The sequence below is a fragment of the Sivoneniella epilithica UHCC 1019 genome (assembly GCF_040830845.1).
In the GTDB taxonomy this organism is placed as follows: Bacteria; Cyanobacteriota; Cyanobacteriia; order Leptolyngbyales; family Leptolyngbyaceae; genus ULC077BIN1.
Genome location: NZ_JBFPDP010000015.1, coordinates 1 through 23,059 on the forward strand (window position 1 = coordinate 1; position 23,059 = coordinate 23,059).

A 23,059-nucleotide genomic window follows, 5' to 3' on the forward strand; every position below is an offset into this window, starting at 1 on the left:
AGATGTTGTGTTCCGCTTGGAAGACGAACATGAAGTTGAAGGTGCCACTGATGCCGAGGGGCATACCGTCGGAGAAGCTGCCTTGTCCGATGGGGTAGATCAAGAAGACTGCGGTTGCGGCTGCAACGGGGGCTGAGTAGGCGACGCAGATCCAGGGGCGCATTCCTAGGCGGTAGGAGAGTTCCCATTCCCGTCCCATGTAGCAGAAGATGCCGATTAGGAAGTGTAGTACAACGAGTTGGTAGGGTCCGCCGTTGTAGAGCCATTCATCTAAGGAGGCTGCTTCCCAGATGGGGTAGAAGTGTAATCCAATGGCGTTGGACGATGGGACGACTGCACCGGAGATGATGTTGTTTCCAAACATTAAGCTACCGGCTACGGGTTCCCGGATGCCGTCGATGTCTACGGGGGGGGCAGCGATGAAGGCGATGATGAAGCAAATAGTGGCAGAAAGCAGGGTGGGAATCATCAGTACGCCGAACCAGCCTACGTACAGGCGGTTATTGGTACTGGTGACCCATTCGCAGAAGTTCTGCCATAGGGACTGGCGCTCGACGCGCTGTAAGGTCGTTGTCATGGTTTTTATAATTGCGGTAAGAATTCGGATAGATAAATTCGCTAATTGCTTAGCTATGAAGTTAATGTAACTGCTTTGTTAAGCATTGTAAATAGAATTTAGAAAGGATTCTCTTATCGATGACATAAGCTAGCCTTATAAAGGCTTTTAGTTGGGTCAAACGTTTCTACGGCACGGATTCAACCTGCTTGATGCATTTTTAAGGTTCTATGAATTAACCTTCTAGCTCGGATCGGGAATTTCGACTGATTGGGTAGTGTTCTCCTGACTGCTGCTATAAGGGAGTTGCGGCACGATAGAGACATGCAAATGTAAGTCCTCCATCGTCACCAAAACTGACCTATGATAGTCCGCTACTGGCAACCTCTTACTGAAATTGAAACCATGCGCCGTCAGTTTGACCGTGTTCGTAACGACCTAACGACTACAGATTCTGCTCAAACTGCTTGGGCACCCGTTATTGAGTTGAAGGATGTGAACGATGCCTTTACTTTACGGGTTCAACTTCCTGGCATTACTGCTGAGGATTTGGATATTCAGGTGAGCCGAAATGCGGTTGCGATCGCCGGGGAGCATCGCCAAGAATCTGAGCAATCAAACAATGGTACTGTTCGATCTGAGTTCCGTTATGGTAAGTTCCATCGCATCGTTCGCCTACCTGCTGTCGTGCAAAATGATCACGTACAGGCTGAATACAAAGATGGCATCTTGAATTTGACGTTACCCAAAGTGACTGAGGCTCGAAATCAGGTTGTCAAAATTAGCTTGGGCAAACCCGACCCCGCGATCTCGAGTAGTGAATTGGCTGCTGAGGCAGGCGAGTAGTTTAACTGCACACTGAACGGTTCGTTGAATAACTAATGAGTAGAAGGGAGGCACTGTTCTTCCTGCTATTTTAGAGTTAATAAATAGTTTCTGTATAGAGTCAAATACTGGAAAAAAGGGTATGCCTTATCCGCCTGCGCCTTGGATACTTGAGGGATATGGATTTCAGACGCTGCATCTATTAGATGTCGATCTCGCCCGTCGGTTTGTTCCGTCTGATCTGCAAATCATTCAAGTTTTACCTGGTAAAACGTTAGGCGGCGTGTACTTGGTTTATTACAGCAACAGTCCGGTGGAAGCCTACAACGAACTGATCATTGTCAGTGGAATCGTCACTCATGCTGGAAAAGTTGGAGCCTGGATTTCTCATCTTTATGTTGATAATCCCAACTCTGTTGAGGGAGGACGAAACATTTGGGGGCTTCCTAAAGAACTGGCGCAATTCCGCTGGAACCTAGAAGGATTCCCTCAAGTTCACGTTAGCCAGAATGATCTCGCTCTTTGTACGCTTACCTGTGCCAGGCGATCTCCCAGCTTGAACCTACCCTTAGCGGCTCCTGTTTTGAGTCAGCTAGATTCTAAAGTCATGTTGTTTAGTGGACATGGCAAATTTAACCTACAGCTAATTGGCTCAACCTTAGATGTACCTTCAAGTAGCCCGTTTTCTCCTCTAAATTTTGGTAGAAGTGGGTTGAGTTTTTACAGCAATCCGTTAAAGATAACGGTTGAACCTCCGCATATTGTGTAGCACTATTTACAGATGCGCTCATTCAAGTAGCGATCGATTGCAGTTTCCAAGGTTGGCAATAGTACCCCTCCGTTCACTTGCCAATACACTATAAGCCGGACGAGGCGCAATCCAGTTGAGGTCTTTGGTGGGGCGGGCATTAATGCCACGGCTATCTAATCCGGCTAAGTCAGCCACCCCCCGCGCCAAATCTGCCCAGGCGATCGCTCCGGCATTTGCCAAATGCCACAGCCCCGATTCTCCATCGATCAGCAAGTCTAGAGTGACATTGACTAGATCAGACACATAGGTAGGAGAAACAACTGCATCAGATGCGGCGATAAAGGGTTTTCCTGCGGCTAATGTGCGGAGGGCGATCGTCAAGAAGTTGTAGGAATCCCAAGAGCTAAAGAAAGCACTGGTACGAATGATCAAAGAATCGGGATGGGCAGTCAAGACCTGATTGTTCCGCGATCGCGGAACAATCAATGTATTTATCCTTTCCCACGTTAAATCTCAGGAATTGTGTGAAAGAAATGTATCGACTCGATCTAACCAATCTGCTTGGGTTTGATTTTGCTCTAAGGCAACGGCGATCGCCTCGATAAACTCTGGAACCGTATCGGCAATGTGTACTAGTTTCTCGTCACCATAGGGGCGCACCACATCGCGGATCGAGGTTGAAACAACCGGCTTGCCTGCTGCCAAGTATTCCGGCGTTTTGGTAGGGCTGATAAAACGAGTCGATTCATTGCAGGCAAAAGGCAACAACGCCACATCCCACCCGGCTAGATAGTTAGGCAACTCTTGATAGGATTTGCCACCCAAATAATAGACCTCCTGCATAAATCATGAGGCATGGTTTCGCCAGGACTAATCTCGACTCTGAAAGGGCTAAGTCGCTCCGACAAGTTCCATATCATGCAAATTTTAATTTCGGAACTAGCCCAACAAGAAATGGATCTTATTAAACCTAACCAAGCTTATCCAGTATGGTCTCCCTACGATGCTCTTGAGGCAGCAGATACGATGTTAAAAGTGTTATGCGCTGCCAAAGCTCAAGACCATGCGTAACGCTGAACGATATCCCTTTGTTTCTGGTGATACAGCATTGAGCGAAGCGGGTTTTCGCCCGTATTTGCCTTTTACTCTGTTGAATCAACAAGTTTCTATTCGAGCATCTGCGCTATTAGATACAGGAGCAAGTGTAAATGTACTGCCATATTTGGTAGGAGTCGAGCTTGGATACGACTGGGAAAGACAAACAGCAGCACTGACTTTGACAGGAAATTTGGCTCAGTACGAAGCGCGTGTTGTGCTTGTTCAATCTGCCCAACGACAGCTTGAACAAGCACAACTGGTATTTGCCTGGACACAAGCTACAAATGTTCCGCTTATTCTGGGACAGGTGAACTTCTTTATGGAGTTTGATGTTTGTTTCTACCGTTCGCAGCTAGAGTTTGCAGTTAGCCTAAAATCTGCTGCCACAGAGTAAGCTAGTTGTCCTTGCCAGTCACCTAACACTGCGTTGGTGTGGACGTACAGAGGTTATCGGTGAGAGTTCGAGTTTATCTGCCGCCGCACACTTCAACGGTATGCTGAGATCTAAAGCATTTTTAGAAGCACATTCAAAAGGTTTTCATGTCTGTTAGCACTACAATCACCGCTTTTCCTCTCGCTGCTGTCGTTGGGCAAGACGCTATTAAAACAGCGTTGCTTTTGGCGGCGATCGATCCTGGTTTAGGCGGCGTAGTCATTGCCGGACGGCGAGGCACCGCAAAATCCGTCATGGCACGCGCCCTACACGCCCTGCTTCCCCCGATCGAAATTGTGCAAAACTCGCTCAACTGCAACCCCGATTTGCCCGATGAATGGGATGATGGCGCGATCGAGTTGGGAATGGCGAAGCGCGAAGCGCGAAGGGAAGATAATTTGACAAACTCTGAACTCCGAACTCCGAACTCCGAACTTCCTACTCAAATCATTCCCACGCCGTTTATTCAAATTCCTTTGGGGATCACCGAGGATCGGCTGCTGGGGTCGGTGGATGTGGCGCATTCGATTCAGCGCGGTGAGACGGTGTTTCAGCCGGGATTGCTGGCAGAATCACACAGGGGCGTATTGTATGTGGACGAGATCAATCTGCTGGATGACCAGATTTCCAATCTGTTGCTGTCGGTGCTAACAGATGGCTGGAACCAAATTGAGCGGGAAGGAATTAGCTTTCGTCATCCTTGTAAGCCGTTGCTGATTGCCACCTATAACCCGGAAGAAGGGGATTTACGAGAACATTTGTTAGACAGAATCGCGATCGCCCTATCTGCGGATGGCGTGTTGGATCTGGGCGATCGCGTTTTGGCAGTGGAGCAGGCAACTCAATATGCCAACAATGCCCAAGAGTTTTTGAGCCACTATGCCGAAGATCTCGACTCCCTGCGAACCCAGATTATTTTGGCGCGGGAATGGCTGAAGGATGTGCGGATTCAGCCGGAGCAAATTGAATATCTGGTGACGGAAGCTCTGCGAGGTGGGGTGCAAGGGCATCGCGCCGAACTGTTTGCAGTGCGGGTGGCTAAAGCTCATGCTGCCTTAGAAGGACGTACTGATGTAAGCGCTGAAGATTTGCGCCGTGCTGTGGAATTGGTGATCATTCCGCGATCGACGATCGTCCAAACCCCGCCCGAAGAAGCCCCACCGCCGCCACCGCCGCCGCCGCCACAGGATCAGTCAGAACAAGAGCAGGAAGACGAAGAGGACAAAGAAGACGAGGAAGACGAAGAACAAGAAACCCAAGAGCCAGCCAATATCCCAGAAGAATTTGTGTTTGATCCAGAAGGGGTGATTTTAGATCCAGAAGTGCTTTATTTTGCTCAGATGGCAACCAAGCGGGGCAAATCAGGCAGCCGTACCACCATTTTCTCGGACGATCGCGGTCGCTACATCAAACCTGTACTGCCCAAAGGACAGGTACGCCGCATCGCCGTAGATGCCACCCTCCGCGCCGCTGCTCCCTACCAAAAATCGCGCCGCCAACGGGCAGACATAGGGGCAGGTTTATTGAATCGATCGACATCACCAGGGACTTTATCTTCAAACCCGCCCCTACAACCTTCGCCCCTACAAACCCCGCCCCGTAAACGAGTGTTTGTGGAACAAGCCGACATTCGCGCCAAACGGCTTGCCCGGAAAGCTGGGGCGTTGGTGGTGTTTGTGGTCGATGCCTCTGGCTCCATGGCGCTGAACCGGATGAACTCGGCAAAGGGAGCCGTGCTGCGATTGCTAACGGAAGCTTACCAAAATCGCGATCAGGTGTCGCTGATTCCGTTTCGGGGCGAACAGGCAGAAGTGTTGTTGCCCCCCACGCGATCGATTGAAGCGGCAAAACGGCGGCTAGATCGCATGGCGTGTGGCGGGGGATCACCTCTTGCCCATGGGCTGACTCAAGCAGTGCGGGTGGGCATGAACGCGCAGCAATCGGGCGATATTGGGCAGGTCGTGATTGTGGCGATTACCGATGGGCGCGGCAATATTCCCCTAGCGCGATCGCTGGGAGAACCGATGGAGGAGGGCGAAAAACCCGACATCAAAGCAGAATTGCTGGATATTGCGGGAAAAATTCGGGCGATCGGGTTTCAGCTACTCGTAATCGACACGGAAAACAAGTTTATTTCCACCGGGTTCGCGAAAGAACTGGCAAAAAATGCTGGAGGCAAGTACTATCACCTGCCCAAAGCAACCGATCAAGCGATCGCGTCCATGGCAAGAAACGCTATTTCAGATATGAAATCCCGCTAAATCTATTTCGCTAAATCTATTTCACCTGAGTGACGCGCCAGCTTAATTTGAGGTTGATCCAAAAGTTCCAGAGGGTGACAACGGCGATCGCCATCAGTTTTCCGACATAAGGATTAACGTTCAGCCAATTGACAAATAGGTTCAGCAGCAGCACATTCAAAATCAGCCCCATGGTGCAAATAATATTGAATTTTAGAAATCGCTTAATCACCAAGCGTTTCTGCGGCTGCTGTTGAGAGAGATCACCAAAAGTCCAGCGATCGTTCCAAATAAAGTTATTGAAAATCGCCAGTTCTGCTGCAACAATCGCGCTGCGAGTTAGCCCGAAACTAAACACGCTAAATAGCAGGTAGAAAGCCGTCATGTCTACCGCTAAGCCACTCAGCCCAACCACCCCAAACTTGAGGAAGCGCGCCACTGGGAAATTAAGCTTACGACCCAGCCGACCCAGCCGACCCGAAGAAATTCGCAACCTGAGCAAATGCTGTAAATAATCAAAGTACTGTTTCCAGGTGACCTTGCTTTCGCCCGCTTCCCGCTCTTGAAACACATAGCCCACTTCGGCAATTTCCGCGATCGCGCCCCGCCCCAACACCTCAATCAAAATTTTGTACCCCACGGGATCAAGCACTTCTCCCGCGATCGCGCCCCGCCGCACCAAAAAATAGCCACTCATCGGATCAGAAACCCGACTGACCACCTGTGGCAATAACACTAACCCCAGCAGTTGCGCCCCACGAGACAAAAACCGTCGGCTAGCGCTCCAGCTACTCACCCCGCCCCCATCCACATGCCGACTCGCCACCGCAAGATCCGCTCCCTGCTCCATTGCCGCCAGCAGTTGCATTAACGCTTCAGGCGGATGTTGCAAATCCCCATCGATTACGCCCAAAATCTCGCCCTGGGCAGCTTGCCATCCCCGAATCACCGCCGTAGACAAACCGCGCTCGTGCTGACGACGCATCACTCGTAAATTGGGATACTCTGCAATTAGCGATTCTGCCTGCTCCCAGGTCTGGTCAGGGCTATCATCATCCACAATGATTAGCTCATAGGCATTGGGCAAAGCGGCATCTAAAAGCTGGCTGAGTCGCTGCACGATCGCATGAATATTACTGCCTTCGTTGTAGGTCGGCACCACCAACGAGAACAGGACTGGATACAAAGGCTTTGGGTTAGACGGATTGCCCTTGCGATCGTCCAACCAGAGCGGCTTTCTAGACACTTGAAGCGCCCCAGTGGGGGTAGATAATAAGTTATGCTGTTGCGTTGTGAGCATCAAATAATCATAAAGTTTGCGAAAGTTTGCGCTTGATGCAGTGTACAACAAGACGGCTAGACCTGTGTTGTGCGATCGACTAGAAAGCATTTTCAGCATTACTGGACTTGGGGATGAACTGTGTAGCGGCAAACCCAAGAGATAGTTTTCCTCTCTCAATCATTCGTCATTCGTGACTTGATCCATCCGGCATTGTTGCTCTGCGTAAAATAGCCCCCGTTAGGTTAGCGCTACTCAGTTCCGCTTTTGCCAAATTTGCATCCGTCAGGTTTGCCCCCCGCAAATCGGCTCTACCCAAATAGGCTTCAATAAACGTCGTTTCCCTAAGATTGACCCCGCGCAGATCGGCACGGCTGAGATCGGCTCGGTTGAAACGCGATCGCTGCATGGTGGCTTGAGCGCATTTCACCTTCGCCAAGATTGCCGCTGTTAGATTGGCATCATTTAAGTTGCATCCCGTCAGATCCGATTCAGTCAGGTCTACCCGTTCTAACTTGGCATTCACCAACACTGCTTGTCGAAAACTCGTTGCAACCAGAATGGCATCTGTCAAAAAGGTGCCTTTTAGCTCCGCACCATCCAAAATGGCACCCGTTAAATTTACCTCCCGTAAACTTGCCTCGCTCAAGTTTGCCTCACTCAAATCAGCTTTGCTCAAGTCTGCACCCGTCAAATTTGCGCCACGCAGATCGGCATTGCGGAGGTCTGCACCCCGCAGATTTGCGCCTTCATAGCAGCGCTTCTCATAGCGGAGATTTGCCCCCCGCAGACACGCACCCCGCAAATTTGCGCCGCTTAAGTTTACGTTGCGTAAATCCGCACTAATTAAGTTGGCATCCAACAAATTTGCTAGAGCAATATCGGCTCCGCGCAAATCAGCAGCATAGAGAATCGCGCCGTGCAAATCGGTATCCCGCAAGTTGGTTGAGAGCAAATCTGCTTGACTCAAGTTGGCTCCACACAAGCGTGCCCCCGATAAATCAGCGCGGCTGAGGTTCGCCCGATTGAGATATGCCAACACAAAACTGGCTCCTCGCAGGTCACAGTCTGTGAAATTGACTCCAATGAGATCGGCACTATCCAAATCTACACCGCATAGATTTTCTCCTTGAAAGTCTGTAGTACCGGAATCATAGCGCTGTAGTAACTCACTGGCATCCATGGAAATCAACCGGGTTTATCCTTTTGTAATCCAGTGTGGCAGCAGATGGACAAGAACTACTACTCCTGGGCATTAAAGATGCCCGTTTTTGCCGAGTGATCATCGGCAACTGACCGTAACCGAGTGGAGTTAGTCCACGCTTCGGAAACGTCGGGCGATCGCCCAGGTGGAGTCAACTGTTGAGTTTGTTCAAACTCTGCTTCGGGCATCGTTGAGCCTTGGGTAGATTCCTCAAAATCGTCTAGAGTAATTCGGGTTGCTTGTTCAGCATTCCCAAAAATAGAAGCAGGACTACCGTGTAAATACAAAGTTCGTACACATTTAATAATCGTATCGGCAGCTTGCACTCCTTCCTCTGGTTCAGGGAGCCGTCGGGCGGTGCTATATAACACAGCTTCTAAATCGGTGTAGGTTTGAAAATTTTGCACCAACTCTCGCAGCAACCCATCCAACTCATACATTTTTAGCGTGCGCCAGTCTTCTTGGCTAAACGTAAAGTCAGAATGGAGTGTGGAAAAAACTAGAATTTTTGCTCGAAGTGGATTGGTATATTTCAAGATCCCCAATCGCACATCAAACAGACGAGCAACAGATTTTGTAGGCGGGTCTGAATTGGCAGAAACAGGAACTTCCTGGGCAACTGCGGTAGGGGTTGACTGCGGAGAGGCAGGCGATCGCTCTAGAACGGCTGATTCTGCATACATCAAACCCAAATCATGAATCAATTCTTTGGCAACCAGTGTATACTCTGCCTGCTTACTGAGCGTTTTCACTACTGCCTCTAACGCTGTTTGTAGGCGTTGAAGAGTGGGGGCTAGCGTATGTAATTCCTTCAGCAGAATTGCCGTATCAAATGCTCCTAGTTGACTAGAATCGCTAATCCATTGATTTTTACAAACATAAATAATCAGCTTCTTAAAGCGAAGGATGTAGGCGCTTTGCTCAATCTGGTTAGCCACATCGCGGTACGAAAAATTGTCTGGATTTGCAATGGATTGAGTTGCCGATGCTTGGCTGCTTTCAAGAATAGAGGCTTGAAGCTCAGGATAGAGCGGTAGAAAGTGAGTGATTAAGCCCTTGCCAACCACTTCATACTCTGCCGATTTATTCAACGTTTGCACAAACTGCGCGAGGGTTTCACTGAGTTGGTTTCCGTCTACTGTCACACTGTGAATCTCTTGCACTAAAAGGGCGGTATCAACTTGGGTCAGCCGAGTTAGGTCACTTTCCCATTGGCGGCGGCATATGTAAAAAAGCAGCTTTTTCAGTCGGATAGGATCAGTGCTGCGATCGATGCTGCGGGCAACTTGCTGATAAATCGGCTCCATTGCGCTACGCTGAGGCAGTGCTGCAACGGGCGCAAACAGAAGCCTGGTTTGATCGGTGGCAACCTCAGCCGGAGACGATGCTCCCTGATTCGGTTGAGTTGGGTAATAGAATCGATTTGCCTCACTTAACAATTCTTTAGCAACAAGTGCATATTCAGTTTGTTTACTCAGGGTTCTAATCGCGGTTTCTAGCCGATGGCTTAATTGCTCGACGTTAGACGCAAGCCCTAAAAACTCTTGAAATAACCCTTTCAGGTGAATGGCATCGAGCTTAATCGTGTCAGTTTCCCAACGATTTTTGCAAACGTAAAAAAGCAGTTTTTTGATCCGCGTCAAGTTAGGGCTTTGGGCGAGCTTTTTCGCCGCATCGTCGTAGGGATCTTCGATCGCATCTTCTGGGGTAACCAGAATTCTGTAGGCAGGCACCACCTCGCGAATATTTTTGAGTTCACGCGGTCCCAAATACTGAGTCTCCAACTGTAGCCCGTGCTTCGCTACGTCATACACGGTTTGAGAAATACAAATGCCGCCGGGGTCAGCTTCAGTTTGTAACCGGGCTGCAATATTCACCCCGTTGCCCATAACATCGGTTTCAGTGATGTACATATCGGCGAGATGAATGCCAATCCGGTGCATCAAGAAATCTTTGGGCGGCAGAATAATGGCAGTTGCCCTGATTGCCTGCTGGGTCGCGATCGCACATTCTACTGCTTTAACCGCACTAGAAAAACACATCAGCAGCCCATCGCCTGTAGTCTTTAAAACTCGTCCTTCAAACTGCTCACAGAGTCGCGTCATCAGCGCCAAATCACGCCGGATTAGGTCTAGAGTATGCTCTTCATCCACCGACATCCTGGCACTAAAGCCGACGCAATCCGTAAACACCACGGTTGCTAACGTGCGGTGCCCCTTGAGGTCTGCTGTCAGGATCTCGTCTTCCATGAGGGTCATCACCGGCAAACAATTTCAAGCTGCGAAAGATTAATACAGGAAACACAGGAAACCAGACTTAAAGATAATCAAAGTAAAATGGTCAACGCGAAAACCAACAACTCTATTTGCTTTCCTAGGTGCCTATTTTTACCTTAGAAACTCTGTATGAGCGATCGCCAAGATGACGATAGAAAGCAGGATTAGACTAACTTAGATTGGACAAGAGTTCAAATGATTTACACTCCGACTCAATAGATAACCCTGTTCTTCTCTTATTAGAGTGCCCTAGTTGCCTTAGTTTCGCACGACTCTACAAAAATCAACTTTTGAAATAAATTTGCTCTCTCCACCCAAACGACTGAACCAACAAGCCTTTTTGCCAAAAATGCCCGTAGACCCATAGCAACGGATGAATAGGTTAGGACACATAAGGCAATAAAGAATAATGGACGGTTGTTGTCTTGACCTTTCCTTGTACTGCCATAACGGATACCCAGATATTTAGACTGCTGAATAACGGACATGTTGCCTCATTGATAAAAAACAGTATGGATCGCTATTAAAGCTAACGCTCAAAATTTGCTTTTTATGCCTCTGGGGTGAATACTCTAGGTAAATTATTTGTAAAGTGTTCCATAGATGGCTTAATTGCTGGGATTTGCCCTAGCCACTCCATTGCTTGGCACACAGATATTTCAGCACTAATTTATCAGTCGAATTTTATTTAGGGCGGGTTTTAATGCAGTCAACGAAGCAAACCTATGATGTGTTGGTGATCGGGGCGGGTCACAATGGCTTGGTTTGTGCTGCCTATCTTTTGAAGGCAGGCTATAAGGTGTTGCTATTGGAACGGCGTTCAGTTCCTGGAGGAGCCGCAACCACTGAGGAAGCTATGCCAAAAGAGGCTCCTGGATTTAAGTTTAATCTGTGCGCGATCGACCACGAATTTATTCATCTAGCGCCTGTCGTGGAAGAGTTGGAGCTAACCAAATATGGATTGGAGTATTTATTTTGTGATCCCGTCGTGTTTTGTCCCCATCCCGACGGTAAATACTTTTTAGGGCATCGATCGCTGGAAAAAACCTGTGCAGAGATTGCGCGCTACAGTCCGCGTGATGCTCGTAAATATGCTGAGTTTACCGAATATTGGCAGCGGGTAATCCATGCCATGACTCCCATGTTCAATGCGCCGCCGCGATCGCTAATTAATATTGCTGGCAACTATGATCCGGGCAAGATCAAAGATTTACTATCCGTAGTGGGTTCGACCCACAAAGCTTTGGACTTTGTGCGAACCATGCTGTCGAGCGCTGAAGATTTGCTCAATGAATGGTTCGACTCCGAATTTTTGAAGGCTCCGCTTGCCCGTCTAGCTGCCGAAATGGGCGTGCCTCCCTCCCAAAAAAACCTAGGCATCGGCACGATTATGATGGCGCTACGGCACAATCCGGGGATGGCAAGACCCAAAGGGGGAACGGGTGCCTTAACTGAAGCATTGGTCAAATTGGTGCAGGCGTTAGGTGGCGAAATTTTGACCGAGCAGAGTGTGAAGCAGGTGTTAGTAGACAATGGACGGGCGATCGGGGTGCGGACGACTACCGGACAAGAATATCGGGCGGAAAAGGGCGTAATCTCTAATATCGATGCCCAGCGGTTATTTTCACTGATCGATCGCAGTGATGTGGATGCGGCTGATCCGAACCTAGGGGAACGGCTGGAACGGCGCATCGTCAACAACAACGAGACTATTTTGAAAGTCGATCTGGCTATGTCGGAGCCGCTTAAGTTTGAGCGCTATAACCATCAAGATGAATATTTGATTGGCTCGGTGCTGATTGCGGATTCCATGCGCCACGTGGAGATTGCCCACAGCGATCCGGCAATGGGGCGAATTCCCGATGCCGATCCGTCGCTGTATGTGGTGCAGCCCACGACGCTTGACCCGACTATGGCTCCTGCTGGAATGCACACGGTGTGGATTGAATTTTTTGCGCCCTACACTATTGCTGGCTTGGAAGGAACGGGCGATCGCGGCACCGGCTGGACAGACACTTTGAAACATCAGGTTGCCGATCGCGTGATTGATAAACTGGCGGAGTATGCCCCCAATGTGAAAACGGCAACGATTGCCCGTCGCGTCGAAAGTCCTGCCGAACTGGGCGATCGCTTGGGAACCCTTAAGGGAAACTACTATCACATTGATATGACCCTGGAACAAATGGTATTTTTCCGTCCCTTGCCAGAAATTGCGAATTACAAAACTCCCATCGACGGGCTATACCTAACGGGCGCAGGTACTCATCCGGGGGGTTCGATTTCGGGAATGCCGGGACGCAACTGTGCGCGGGTGTTTTTGCATACACAGCAGCCGATCGCCCAAGCCTTTAGAGACGCAAAAAGTTCTTTAGAGTCAGCCGCTAAACACCTGATGGGATGATATGAGCGCACAGGTTTTAATTTTGGGGGGCAGTGGACGGATCGGCAGCAGCGTTGCGGCGGATCTGCTCACCTTCACGCAGGCAGGGATTGTGATTGCGGGGCGCAATGCTGCCCTAGGCAAAAAAGTCTGCGATCGCTTGGGAGCACGGGGGCGATTCTTGCTGCTAGATTTGGGCGATCTCGCGGGATTAACTCACGCGATCGCGCAAGCCGATTTGGTGATTCACTGCGCCGGACCGTTTCACTACCGCGATACGCAAGTGCTAGAAATCTGCATCGATCACGGCGTGAATTATCTGGATGTTAGCGATCATCCCTCGTTTACCCGTAAGGTAATGAGTTGTAGCGCCGCCGCAGAAGCCGCAGGAATTACGGCGATCGTTAACACAGGTATTTTTCCCGGCATCTCAAACAGCATGGTGCGGCAAGACGTGGAGCAGTTGGACGAAGCAGAGACGATTCACCTGAGCTATGGGGTTGCTGGATCAGGCGGGGCTGGCGTAACAGTGATGCGAACCACCTTTTTAGGATTACAAAAGCCGTTTCAAGCTTGGATCGATGGTGCTTGGAAAACCGTGAAACCCTACAGCGATCGCGAAACGATTGAATTTCCTGCTCCCTATGGGCGCACGGGTGTTTACTGGTTTGACATGCCCGAAACTTTCACCCTATCAAGCACCTTTCCCGTCAAAACCGTCATCACCAAGTTTGGCACCATCCCCGATTTTTATAATCATCTCACCTGGAGCGTTGCCCGTTGGTGGCATCCTTGGCTGCTCAAACAAACTCTCGTGATTGAATTTTTGTCCCGGGTGAGCCACTTCATGACCGATGTGACCGATAACTTTAGCGGCATTGGTGTTGCCATCCGCTCTGAAGTCACAGGAACAAAAGACGGCAAAGCTACTCAGGTTTGCTCCACCCTGACCCACCCCAACACCGCGATCGCTGCCGGATGTGGCACTGGCAGCCTTGCCGAATTGCTGCTATCTAAGCAACTCCATAAACCCGGCGTATGGGTCGTAGAACAAGCCCTGCCAACTGATTTATTTAACCAAACCCTACAAAAACGTGGCATCCAAATTCAGCAGTCGATTAGTTGAAAGGTAAAAGGCAAAAGGTAAAAGTTTTCCAACTCCACACTCCTAACTCTCTTCTGTAGTTACTTCTACGCTGCTAACCACTCGATTTCGTCCTGTAGATTTGGCTTTCAATAGGTTTTGGTCTGCCCGTTTGAGTAAACTTCCGCCTCGTCCATCATCTGTGCTTCTCAGCGTGGCAGTTCCAGCACTGATGGTGATTGTCAGGTCGAGTCCTTCGTCAATCATAAAAGGTTGTTCGCCAATTAAGCGACATAGGCGACGAGCAACCAAATCGGCTTCGCTTTCATCGGTGTTGCTGAGGATAATTACAAATTCTTCGCCGCCATAGCGAAACAGGGTATCGCGAAATCTGAGATTGTGACGCAAACGGCTAGAAACCAATTGTAGTGCGCGATCGCCAATTGGATGACCGTAGGTATCATTGATGCGTTTGAAGTAGTCTATATCGAGCATGACCAGGCTAAGTGATTCTGAGCGCGTTTGAGCATTCTGAATTTGTCGGGGCAATTCCCAATCCAGTGCCCGACGATTATTCAGTTCGGTGAGCGGATCGGACAGGGCGATCGCAGACAAAATGTCGTTGGTTCGCATCAACTCGCGATGGGTTTTGACAGCCCGTACCCCTGCTAAAATTTGCGATCGCAATAAGCGATCTTGCTTGGCGATTTCATCCGGCTTTAACTCCTCCCCTTGAGCATCCTTTTGGGGCAACCATAGATAGCCATCGCCTCCGCCTTCCAAAGCCTCAGTCCGGGCTTCCATCTCCCAGGTTCGGCGCAGGTCAGGTTCCAACATTTGAGACGGAATTTCTAACAAGAGGCAATAAATCCACGCAAGTTTTGCCTGCCCTTTAATCTCATAACAAAGCTCAAGGCTGCCGGGTTGGTTGGCTTGCACAATAATCAAGTCAGGTTGTTGCGCTTGAATAAGCGGCACTGCTTCACTAGGACGAGACGCAACTTCTACAGTACAATTCAGCAAATTGTGGAGTCGGTCTAGAAGTGTTGCTAGAAAGCCATCACCTCCAACTAACAGAATTGACGCATCCATCGATATTAGTAGCCCAATCTGACAATGCAGGTCGTGATTTCAACAACGTATCGAATCTCGTAGGCGGCAAGCACACTTAGAGACAAAAAATGGGCACAAACTTTATCAGCAATAAAAAAGCTGGTGACCAAATATACTGATACTTTCGGTATCTACACGATCTATTCTTTCTTTTTCTGAAAGGTATTAAGAAAAACCGAATATGCTAGAGAGTAGCAGCCGAAGGCGATGCATCTGAGGTAAAACATGCATTATGCCATTCAGATCCTACTTTTGGGCAAACGTAATTGGTTTAGTTGATCTTGAAGCGTTCACGGGCTGATGTCCTATAAGGTTGCTAAGCAGAAATGCGTTATCTTCATAGGCTGAATGAATTTATTTTTAATGGGCTTTAATCAGTCAAGTGATGAGTCGCTAGGGAAGTCTTACGGAAGCATATGTTCTATTTATAACTCAGTATAGCAAGATGTTGTATAAGTTATGCCTATCTATGGATAGAGGTTAAACCTTATTGCTTAGGTGAGTGCTAAAAATTACTCATTCATCTACGCTAAAGTCCCATTACTCAACGTAAATGGGGGCTGTGCTAATTAAAACCGTGTGTTCACGGGAATCGTTCTGGTGATAGCTTTATCCAGATTGGAACAAATCATGGGCGAAAAGCGACTGGTAGGCAGGTTATAGTTGCCGCGATCGCAAGGTTATAGTTGCCGCGATCGCATTAGGTGAACTGCCTTGTGGTGAACTGCCTTGTGGTGAACTGTTTTACGGTGAACTGCCTTACTTTGTAGGGATGTTCGTGTTGAATCCGGCATACTCTTTTGTAACCCCTTCTAACCCTGCTTATGCGCTCTTCTAAGCTTCCCTGGTTTTTGTCTAGTCTTGCTGGTTTTCTGTTCGTGTTGCCCAGTTCCGTTCAAGCAAACAGCCTGCAATCTTGGCGCTTTGATGTTCGCCAAAATCGGCTAGAGTTTTCTACGGAGGAAGGCGTTCAGCCGATCGCCCAGCTAATTTCTAATCCCACACGTCTAGTGATTGATCTGCCGGGGGCAACGTTGAAGCGCCCCAAGGTGAGCGAATCTTTTAGCGGAACGGTTCAGACATTGCGAATCGGTCAGTTTGATGCGCGAACGACCCGTTTAGTGATTGAACTAGCTCCGGGCTATGGGCTAGATCCAGCCCAAGTGAAAGTGCGGGGGCAATCCGCTAATCGCTGGTCGGTGCAGTTGCCTACACCGCGCTTGGATGCTGCCAGCAAAACTGTTGTGGTTCCGACTCAAACCACGGGTGTCTCCCAGCCAGCGATCGCGCCCCTTCCCCAACTGACGGTGATGCAAACTGTGCCCCGTGCCGGAGCAACCCCTGATATGAACGGGCTACTTCCCGCAGGGCGATCGCTCAATTGGCTCCAACAACGATTGGCAAGCTTGCGATCGGGTAACTATGCCTCGCTGAAACCGGGCATGTTTTTTATGGATATGGAAACGGGTAACTATGCGGAGGTCAATGGAGATAAGGTATATTCCACGGCTAGCGTGATTAAGCTACCGATTTTGATTGCCTTGTTTCAAGAAGTGGATGCCGGAAACATTCGCCTGAACGAAACCTTAACCATGACTAGGGATGTGATTGTGGGCGGCTCTGGAGAAATTCAAGATCTACCGCCAGGAACGAAATTTAGCCTGTTGGATACTGCCACCAAAATGATTGTCACTAGTGATAATACGGCAACCAATATGATTATCAAGCGGATGGGTGGCATTCAGGTACTCAATGCACGATTTCGGAGTTGGGGCTTAGAAAAAACGGTGATGCGAAAGATGTTGCCCGATTTGAAAGGGACAAACACAACGACCGCTAGAGAACTGGTTCAACTGCTTGCCATGCTCGATAAACAACAACTGCTATCCTCCCGCAGCCAGAGCCAAGCGATCGATATTTTGCAGCGGGTTCGTAATCGCACTTTGTTACCCGTTGGATTGGGACGGGGCGCAACGATCGCCCATAAAACAGGCGACATTGGGTTTCTTTTGGGCGACGCAGGCATTATCCAAATGCCCACTGGCAAACGCTATCTAGCGGCGATGTTAGTGGAAAGCGCTTATAACGATCCTAGAGCCAGGGATTTCATTCAAGATGCTTCTCGAATTGTCTATACCTACCTGAGTCAACCGAGCAGCACTGCGTTTGCTCCATAATTAAGTTGAAGGCAGTAGGCTGGAGGCTAAGGTGGGAACACTGAGCATGAATCCCCCGCTACAAGCCCTCTATGACATCCACCCCCGCCAGCCTACAAAAATTTGTCCAGTATTGCCAGCATCTCAAAGGCGATGAAAAAGGCGAATCGCAACCCTTTTTGGATCGCTTCTTTCAGGCATTTGGGCATGAAGGGGCGATCGAAGCCGGGGCAACCCTAGAAGAACGGGTAAAAAAGGGCAGCAAAAAAGGCAATACGGGTTTTGCCGATCTTGCGTGGAAGCCCCATCTGCTGATTGAGATGAAGAAGCGGGGCGAAGACCTGAACAAGCACTACGCCCAAGCCGTCACCTACTGGATGCAGTTGCAATGCCCCAGCTATGTGATGCTGTGCAACTTTGACGAGTTTTGGATTTACGACTTTCGCAAGCAGTCAGAAGAACCAATCGAGAAGGTCAGCTTAGAGCGATTGCCCGATCGCGCGGGGGCATTCAGCTTCATGAATCCAGAGTTGGATCGTGCGCCCATCTTCAACAACAATCTGGTGTCGGTGACGGAAAAAGCCGCCGGACGCATGGGCGAATTGTTGACGCTGCTGATTACTCGATCGCGGGATGCGGTCGATCCCAAAGTTGCCCAGCGGTTTGTGTTGCAGTGCGTCTTGGCGATGTTTGCGGAAGATCGCCAACTCTTGCCGGATGACCTGTTTATTGGCATCGTGCGCGAGTGTTTGGAGCGATCGCGTCAGGGCAAATCCTCGAACACCTACGATCTGTTGGGCAACTTGTTTCAGGAAATGAACCGACCCGGAATCACACCCGCAGGACGCTATCAGGGCGTGGACTATTTCAACGGCGGCTTGTTCAAACAAGTGCAGCCCCTGGAACTCACCCAAAAAGAACTGGAACTGCTGGAAGCCGCTGCCTCCCAAGATTGGAAAGCCGTGCGCCCATCGATTTTTGGCAACATTTTTGAGTCGGCGATCGGCAAAAGTGACAGCAAAGAACGCCACGCCCACGGTATCCATTTCACCTCAGAGGAAGACATTCTCAAGATTGTGCGCCCGACGATTACGCGCTATTGGGAAGCCAAGATCGAGCAGGCGACGACCCTAGCGGAACTCTCCACCTTGCAAACCGAGTTGCGTAACTACAAGGTGCTTGATCCTGCCTGTGGGTCGGGCAATTTCCTCTACATGGCATATCTGGAGCTAAAACGGCTGGAGCGGGTGCTGCAAGACAAGCTAGATGCGCGTCGCACCTCGGAGCGGGGGCAAGGACAAATGAGCATTGGCTTTGTAACCCCGCAGCAGTTTTACGGCATGGATACCAATGCGTTTGCGGTGGAGTTGGCGCGGGTGACGCTGATGATTGCCCGAAAAGTCGCGATCGACCTCTGCGATATTCATGATCAGCCCGCTCTGCCATTGGATACGCTCGATGCCAATATTGTTTGCCAGGATGCCCTGTTTACCGAGTGGGTGCAGGCAGACGCGATTATTGGCAATCCCCCTTTTTTGGGTGGCAAACATTTACGGATGAATCTGGGCGATGACTACATCGATCGCGTCTTTTCCCGTTTCCCTGATGTCAAAGATTCCGTCGATTTCTGTGCCTATTGGTTTCGGTTAGCCCATGATCAAATTGGCGAGAACGGTCGGGTCGGATTAGTCGGCACAAATTCCATTAGTCAGGGTAAAAGCCGAATTGCCGCGTTGGATTATGTAGTGCAAAACGGCGGTGTGATCCATGATGCAGTTTCGACCCAAGTGTGGTCGGGTGAGGCGAATGTGCATGTGAGTATTGTGAATTGGGTTAAAGAACCCTCACCCCTAGCCCCTCTCCCTACTGGAGAGGGGGACAAGAAAGAAGAGGGGGACAAGACAATCCGGCTCCCTTCTCCCCTAGGGAGAAGGGTTGGGGATGAGGGAGATCGGGATAAGGGGCATTGGGATAAAGATATTTCGGACTTAGCAGGGAGAACAAGACAAATTCCACGAGCACTTTTAGAGCGAGCGCAGGAATTACGGCAGAATCAAACGCCAGCAGAACAGATTCTATGGGAATGTTTGCGCGATCGCCGTCTCTTAGATGCCAAATTCCGTAGGCAGCATAACCTGAGTCAATACATCGCGGATTTTTACTGCCACAAGGCTCGTTTGGTCATTGAGTTAGATGGTCGTATTCATGAGTCGCGCCAAGTTGAAGATGCCGATCGCGACCAGTGGATGCAAGCAAATGGCTTCACCGTTTTGCGGTTTAGGAATAATGAAGTGATAGATGACATCGCTCAGGTTTTAGGGGCGATCGCGGTAATCTTGGAACCCTCACCCCTAGCCCCTCTCCCTGACAGAGAGGGGGACAAGACAATCCGGCTCCCTTCTCCCCTAGGGAGAAGGGTTGGGGATGAGGGCAAATCCACAAACACACCAACCATGCTTTGCTACCTCGACAATCAACCCGTCTCCTACATCAACTCGTCGTTGAAATCGACCATTGATGTTTCGCAAGCCGTTCGCCTGAAAGCTAATCTCAACCAATGTTTTCAAGGTGTAATTCCACTTGGAAAAGGCTTCTTGATTACTGAAGAACAAGTTTTAGCTTGGATCAAAATCGATCCACACAACAAGAAGGTTCTTAAGCCCTTTTCAATGGGCGGAAATTTGGCAAAAGAAGTCAATGGAAAACCTGATCGATGGGTGATTGATTTCTTTGATCTAACAGTTGAAGATTCCGGCGATTATGTTTTGCCTTTCAAGCACGTTAAGGAAACTGTCAAGCCTGAAAGAGATCAAAATCGTCGAGAAGTAAGAAAAGTCAATTGGTGGAAATTTGGCGAAAACGCTCCGAAGATGAGAAGGACTCTTGATTCCTTATCCCGCTATTTCGCAGTTCCAGAAGTTTCAAAGTGGGCAATCTTCGTTCCTTGTCCTTTAGATTGGCTACCCGGCAATAAAACCAAAGCAGTTGCCTCCGATGACTTCTATGTTTTCGGCATCCTCACATCCAACGTTCATCGCACCTGGATGCACGCCCAAAAATCTACTCTTGAAGATCGAACAGCTTACACTCACAACACCTGTTTTGAAACCTTCCCCTTTCCCCAAATGCCCTCACCCCTAGCCCCTCTCCCAACGGGCGAGGGGAACAAGACAATCCGGATCCCTTCTCCCCCAGGGAGTAGACCACAGGTCGTGCGAAGCAGGGCTGGGGATGAGGGTCTTATTCACCAAATCCGCACCACCGCCCAAGAACTGCACGACTACCGATCGCAGCAAATGGAACGCAAACAGTGGGGCATCACCAAACTTTATAACGAATATTTCCACGAACCCACCAGCCAACTGTTTAAACTCCACGCCCAACTCGACACCCTCGTGCTGCAAGCTTACGGCTTCAACCCCAACGATGACCTGCTCGAAAAGTTACTGACGTTAAACTTAGAATTGGCAGAGAAAGAACAGCGGGGAGAGGCGATCGTGGGTGCTTGGGCACCACAATAAAGTATCACCTTCATTTTCTAAAGAAATTATTGAGCATGGACGAAATCATCTTTCTGATTGAAGAAGACCCTGAAGGTGGCTACCTTGCCCGTGCGATCGGCGAATCGATTTTTACTCAAGCCGATACCCTAGAATCTCTACGCGACTTCATCCGCGATGCGGTTAAATGCCATTTTGAAGACCGCGATCGCCCTAAATTAATTCGTCTCCATTTTGTTCGAGATGAGGTGATCGCCTCGTGAAACTCCCACGAGATCTAGATGGCAACCAACTTGCTAAAGCCCTCAGCAAATTTGGCTACGAGATCATCCGTCAAACGGGTAGCCATATTCGCTTAACAACTCAACAGCAAGGAGAACACCCCATCACCATCCCAAACCACAGCCCACTCAAAATCGGCACTCTAAATGCAATTTTGAAGGATGTCGCAGACCATACTGGTATGAGCCGAGATGAGTTATTGGATAGCCTCTTTTAAGCGGATTGATAATTTGCTGAAGAATCACTGACGTTAAACTTAGAATTGGCAGAGAAAGAGAAGCGGGGAGAGGCGATCGTCGATCTTGGACACCTATTGCCATACAGCGCCAACAGGCAAAATGGCTTTGGGGCAAGGGCATTGCTGCTAACACAGGAACCATTTTTAAGAGACAAGCGCCTTCTTGGGCGGGATTTCTGGTTCTGGTTGAGCAGCAATCGTCAGATCTGGCTCAGCGGCTGCGACACCTACCATCCCGCGATAGAGATCGATGTATTGAACCGCCGATTTATCCCAGCTAAAGTCTTGCCCCATGCCGCGCTGCTGTAACTCGCGCCACTCTTTTTTATATTGGAACCCTTCCCACGCTCTCACGAGGCAGGTGTATAAGTCCAACGGCTCATAGCGATCGAAGCAATAGCCCGTGCCCGTTTGATTCATCGGCTCATGATGCTGCACGGTGTCTACTAACCCACCCGTGCGGCGCACCACTGGAACGCAGCCATAGCGCATTGCCAGCATTTGGCTAATGCCACAGGGTTCAAAGCGGGAAGGCATGAGGAAGGTATCGCAACCTGCATAAATCCGTCGCGCCAAAATATCGTTATGCAACAGATAAACTGACATGCGACCGGGATAGCGAGAGGCTAGCTGCCACATTTGGGTTTCATAATAGCGATCGCCGGTTCCTAGCAAAATCATTTGGGAATCGCTGTATGCCATGAAGCGATCCAAAATTTGGATGACCAGATCCAGCCCTTTTTGTTCAACCAGGCGGGTGATCATCCCCATCAGAAATGCGCCCGAATTCATTTCTAAGCCCACTTCTTCTTGCAGGGCAATTTTATTAGCAGTGCGATTGTCTAACGTCTCTGGAGTGAACGTATGCGTCAAACTTTTATCCATTGCCGGATTGTAAGACGCCACATCAATGCCATTAACAATCCCAGAGAGTTTGCCGCTGACGAAAGACATGAGTCCTTCTAGCTGTTCGCCATAGGCAGGCGTTTGAATTTGCTGGGCGTAGGTGGGAGACACAGTGGTCACGCGATCGGCAAACTGTACCGCTGCCGCCATAGTGTTGTGTCCTTGCATATACCAGGGACACCAGGTTATTTGCTCCAAATACCAGCGCCAAGGTCCCTGATATGCCAAATTGTGAATCGTGAATACGGTGGAAATGTCAGGAGTTTCATGCATCCAAACCGGGATCATGCCCGTATGCCAGTCATTGCAATGAATAATTTGAGGTCGCCAAGCGTAGTTCCAAGCAAACTCAGCCGCGCCATTGGCAAACAGCGTAAACCGCCATGCTTCATCCTCGCCCCCATACACGCGCCGAGGCACAAACGCAGGATGCCCAAACAAATAGACTGGCACATCGGAATTAGGCAGTTTGGTTTCAAAGATTTGGACGTCCTGAAACATGACTTTGCCTTCCCAAATTGGTTCTTTGGGAACTTTTACCTTTTCAGAGATAAATCCGTAATAGGGCATTAGAATCCGGACATCGTGCCCCATTTTTCTCAAAACTTTGGGCAACGCACCCACCACATCACCCATGCCACCCACTTTGGCAAGTGGCGAAGCTTCGGCAGCAACAAACAGGATTCTCATGCTGGTTTCCATCCCCTAAACGGTCTACCCTTACTCGATTGACGACCC

Annotated in this window: 18 protein-coding genes; 10 read left to right on the plus strand and 8 right to left on the minus strand. The window is 49.5% G+C overall.

The features are described 5' to 3' along the window. Positions 1-577: photosynthetic reaction center family protein (locus AB3R30_RS11240; RefSeq protein WP_458649275.1), on the minus strand; the 577-nt coding region annotated here is incomplete at its 3' end. Between the two features lie 342 nt (positions 578-919). On the opposite strand from AB3R30_RS11240, the gene AB3R30_RS11245 reads away from it, so the two are divergent. Continuing rightward, positions 920-1,402, plus strand: coding sequence for an Hsp20/alpha crystallin family protein (locus AB3R30_RS11245; protein WP_458649276.1), 483 nt, complete (start codon positions 920-922; stop codon positions 1,400-1,402). A 121-nt stretch (positions 1,403-1,523) separates the two neighbouring features. Next, complete coding sequence (locus tag AB3R30_RS11250; RefSeq protein ID WP_458649277.1) at positions 1,524-2,150, plus strand: acetoacetate decarboxylase family protein; 627 nt, start codon at positions 1,524-1,526, stop codon at positions 2,148-2,150. 18 nt (positions 2,151-2,168) lie between these two features. Here the strand turns inward: AB3R30_RS11250 and AB3R30_RS11255 are convergent, their stop codons facing one another. Together AB3R30_RS11255 and AB3R30_RS11260 are read right to left on the minus strand one after the other, a co-directional pair. Further along, a complete protein-coding gene (locus AB3R30_RS11255) occupies positions 2,169-2,618 on the minus strand; it encodes a sugar nucleotide-binding protein (RefSeq protein ID WP_458649278.1) in 450 nt (149 codons plus the stop codon). A 27-nt stretch (positions 2,619-2,645) separates the two neighbouring features. Next, a complete protein-coding gene (locus AB3R30_RS11260; protein WP_458649279.1) occupies positions 2,646-2,975 on the minus strand; it encodes a glycosyltransferase in 330 nt (109 codons plus the stop codon). A 220-nt stretch (positions 2,976-3,195) separates the two neighbouring features. On the opposite strand from AB3R30_RS11260, the gene AB3R30_RS11265 reads away from it, so the two are divergent. Next, complete coding sequence (locus AB3R30_RS11265; protein WP_458649280.1) at positions 3,196-3,624, plus strand: hypothetical protein; 429 nt, start codon at positions 3,196-3,198, stop codon at positions 3,622-3,624. Positions 3,625-3,770: 146 nt separating this feature from the next. Beyond that, positions 3,771-5,924, plus strand: a complete 2,154-nt coding sequence (locus AB3R30_RS11270; protein ID WP_458649281.1) for a magnesium chelatase subunit D family protein — start codon at positions 3,771-3,773, stop codon at positions 5,922-5,924. Between the two features lie 16 nt (positions 5,925-5,940). Here the strand turns inward: AB3R30_RS11270 and AB3R30_RS11275 are convergent, their stop codons facing one another. From AB3R30_RS11275 to AB3R30_RS11285, 3 genes are all read right to left on the minus strand, one after another. After that, positions 5,941-7,203 carry a glycosyltransferase gene (locus AB3R30_RS11275; RefSeq protein ID WP_458649282.1) on the minus strand — a complete coding sequence of 421 codons (1,263 nt, stop codon included), beginning with the start codon at positions 7,201-7,203 and terminating at the stop codon, positions 5,941-5,943. Positions 7,204-7,369: 166 nt separating this feature from the next. Next, on the minus strand, positions 7,370-8,365 hold the full coding sequence (locus AB3R30_RS11280) for a pentapeptide repeat-containing protein (protein WP_458649283.1): 996 nt from the start codon (positions 8,363-8,365) through the stop codon (positions 7,370-7,372). A gap of 59 nt (positions 8,366-8,424) precedes the next feature. Continuing rightward, on the minus strand, positions 8,425-10,635 hold the full coding sequence (locus tag AB3R30_RS11285; RefSeq protein ID WP_458649284.1) for an adenylate/guanylate cyclase domain-containing protein: 2,211 nt from the start codon (positions 10,633-10,635) through the stop codon (positions 8,425-8,427). A 730-nt stretch (positions 10,636-11,365) separates the two neighbouring features. On the opposite strand from AB3R30_RS11285, the gene crtO reads away from it, so the two are divergent. Both crtO and AB3R30_RS11295 read left to right on the plus strand, forming a co-directional pair. Next, a complete protein-coding gene (gene crtO / locus AB3R30_RS11290) occupies positions 11,366-13,063 on the plus strand; it encodes a beta-carotene ketolase CrtO (RefSeq protein WP_458649285.1) in 1,698 nt (565 codons plus the stop codon). A 1-nt stretch (position 13,064) separates the two neighbouring features. After that, positions 13,065-14,168, plus strand: a complete 1,104-nt coding sequence (locus AB3R30_RS11295; protein WP_458649286.1) for a saccharopine dehydrogenase family protein — start codon at positions 13,065-13,067, stop codon at positions 14,166-14,168. A 42-nt stretch (positions 14,169-14,210) separates the two neighbouring features. Here the strand turns inward: AB3R30_RS11295 and AB3R30_RS11300 are convergent, their stop codons facing one another. Beyond that, a complete protein-coding gene (locus AB3R30_RS11300) occupies positions 14,211-15,218 on the minus strand; it encodes a GGDEF domain-containing response regulator (RefSeq protein WP_458649287.1) in 1,008 nt (335 codons plus the stop codon). Positions 15,219-16,090: 872 nt separating this feature from the next. On the opposite strand from AB3R30_RS11300, the gene AB3R30_RS11305 reads away from it, so the two are divergent. The 4 genes from AB3R30_RS11305 to AB3R30_RS11320 all read left to right on the plus strand — a co-directional run bounded on the left by AB3R30_RS11305 (position 16,091) and on the right by AB3R30_RS11320 (position 21,394). Further along, positions 16,091-17,416, plus strand: coding sequence for a serine hydrolase (locus AB3R30_RS11305; RefSeq protein WP_458649288.1), 1,326 nt, complete (start codon positions 16,091-16,093; stop codon positions 17,414-17,416). 71 nt (positions 17,417-17,487) lie between these two features. Further along, entirely contained in the window at positions 17,488-20,916 is a 3,429-nt protein-coding gene (locus AB3R30_RS11310; RefSeq protein WP_458649289.1) for a DNA methyltransferase, read from the plus strand. 35 nt (positions 20,917-20,951) lie between these two features. Further along, positions 20,952-21,158 carry a 2-oxoisovalerate dehydrogenase gene (locus tag AB3R30_RS11315; protein WP_458649290.1) on the plus strand — a complete coding sequence of 69 codons (207 nt, stop codon included), beginning with the start codon at positions 20,952-20,954 and terminating at the stop codon, positions 21,156-21,158. Continuing rightward, positions 21,155-21,394 (plus strand): type II toxin-antitoxin system HicA family toxin, encoded by a 240-nt coding sequence (locus AB3R30_RS11320; RefSeq protein ID WP_458649291.1) that lies wholly within the window; start codon positions 21,155-21,157, stop codon positions 21,392-21,394. The genes AB3R30_RS11315 and AB3R30_RS11320 overlap by 4 nt, the downstream gene beginning before the upstream one ends. Positions 21,395-21,559: 165 nt before the next feature. On the opposite strand, the gene glgA is transcribed toward AB3R30_RS11320, so the two are convergent. Further along, entirely contained in the window at positions 21,560-23,011 is a 1,452-nt protein-coding gene (gene glgA, locus AB3R30_RS11325) for a glycogen synthase GlgA (RefSeq protein ID WP_458649292.1), read from the minus strand. Between the last annotated feature and the right edge of the window lie 48 nt (positions 23,012-23,059).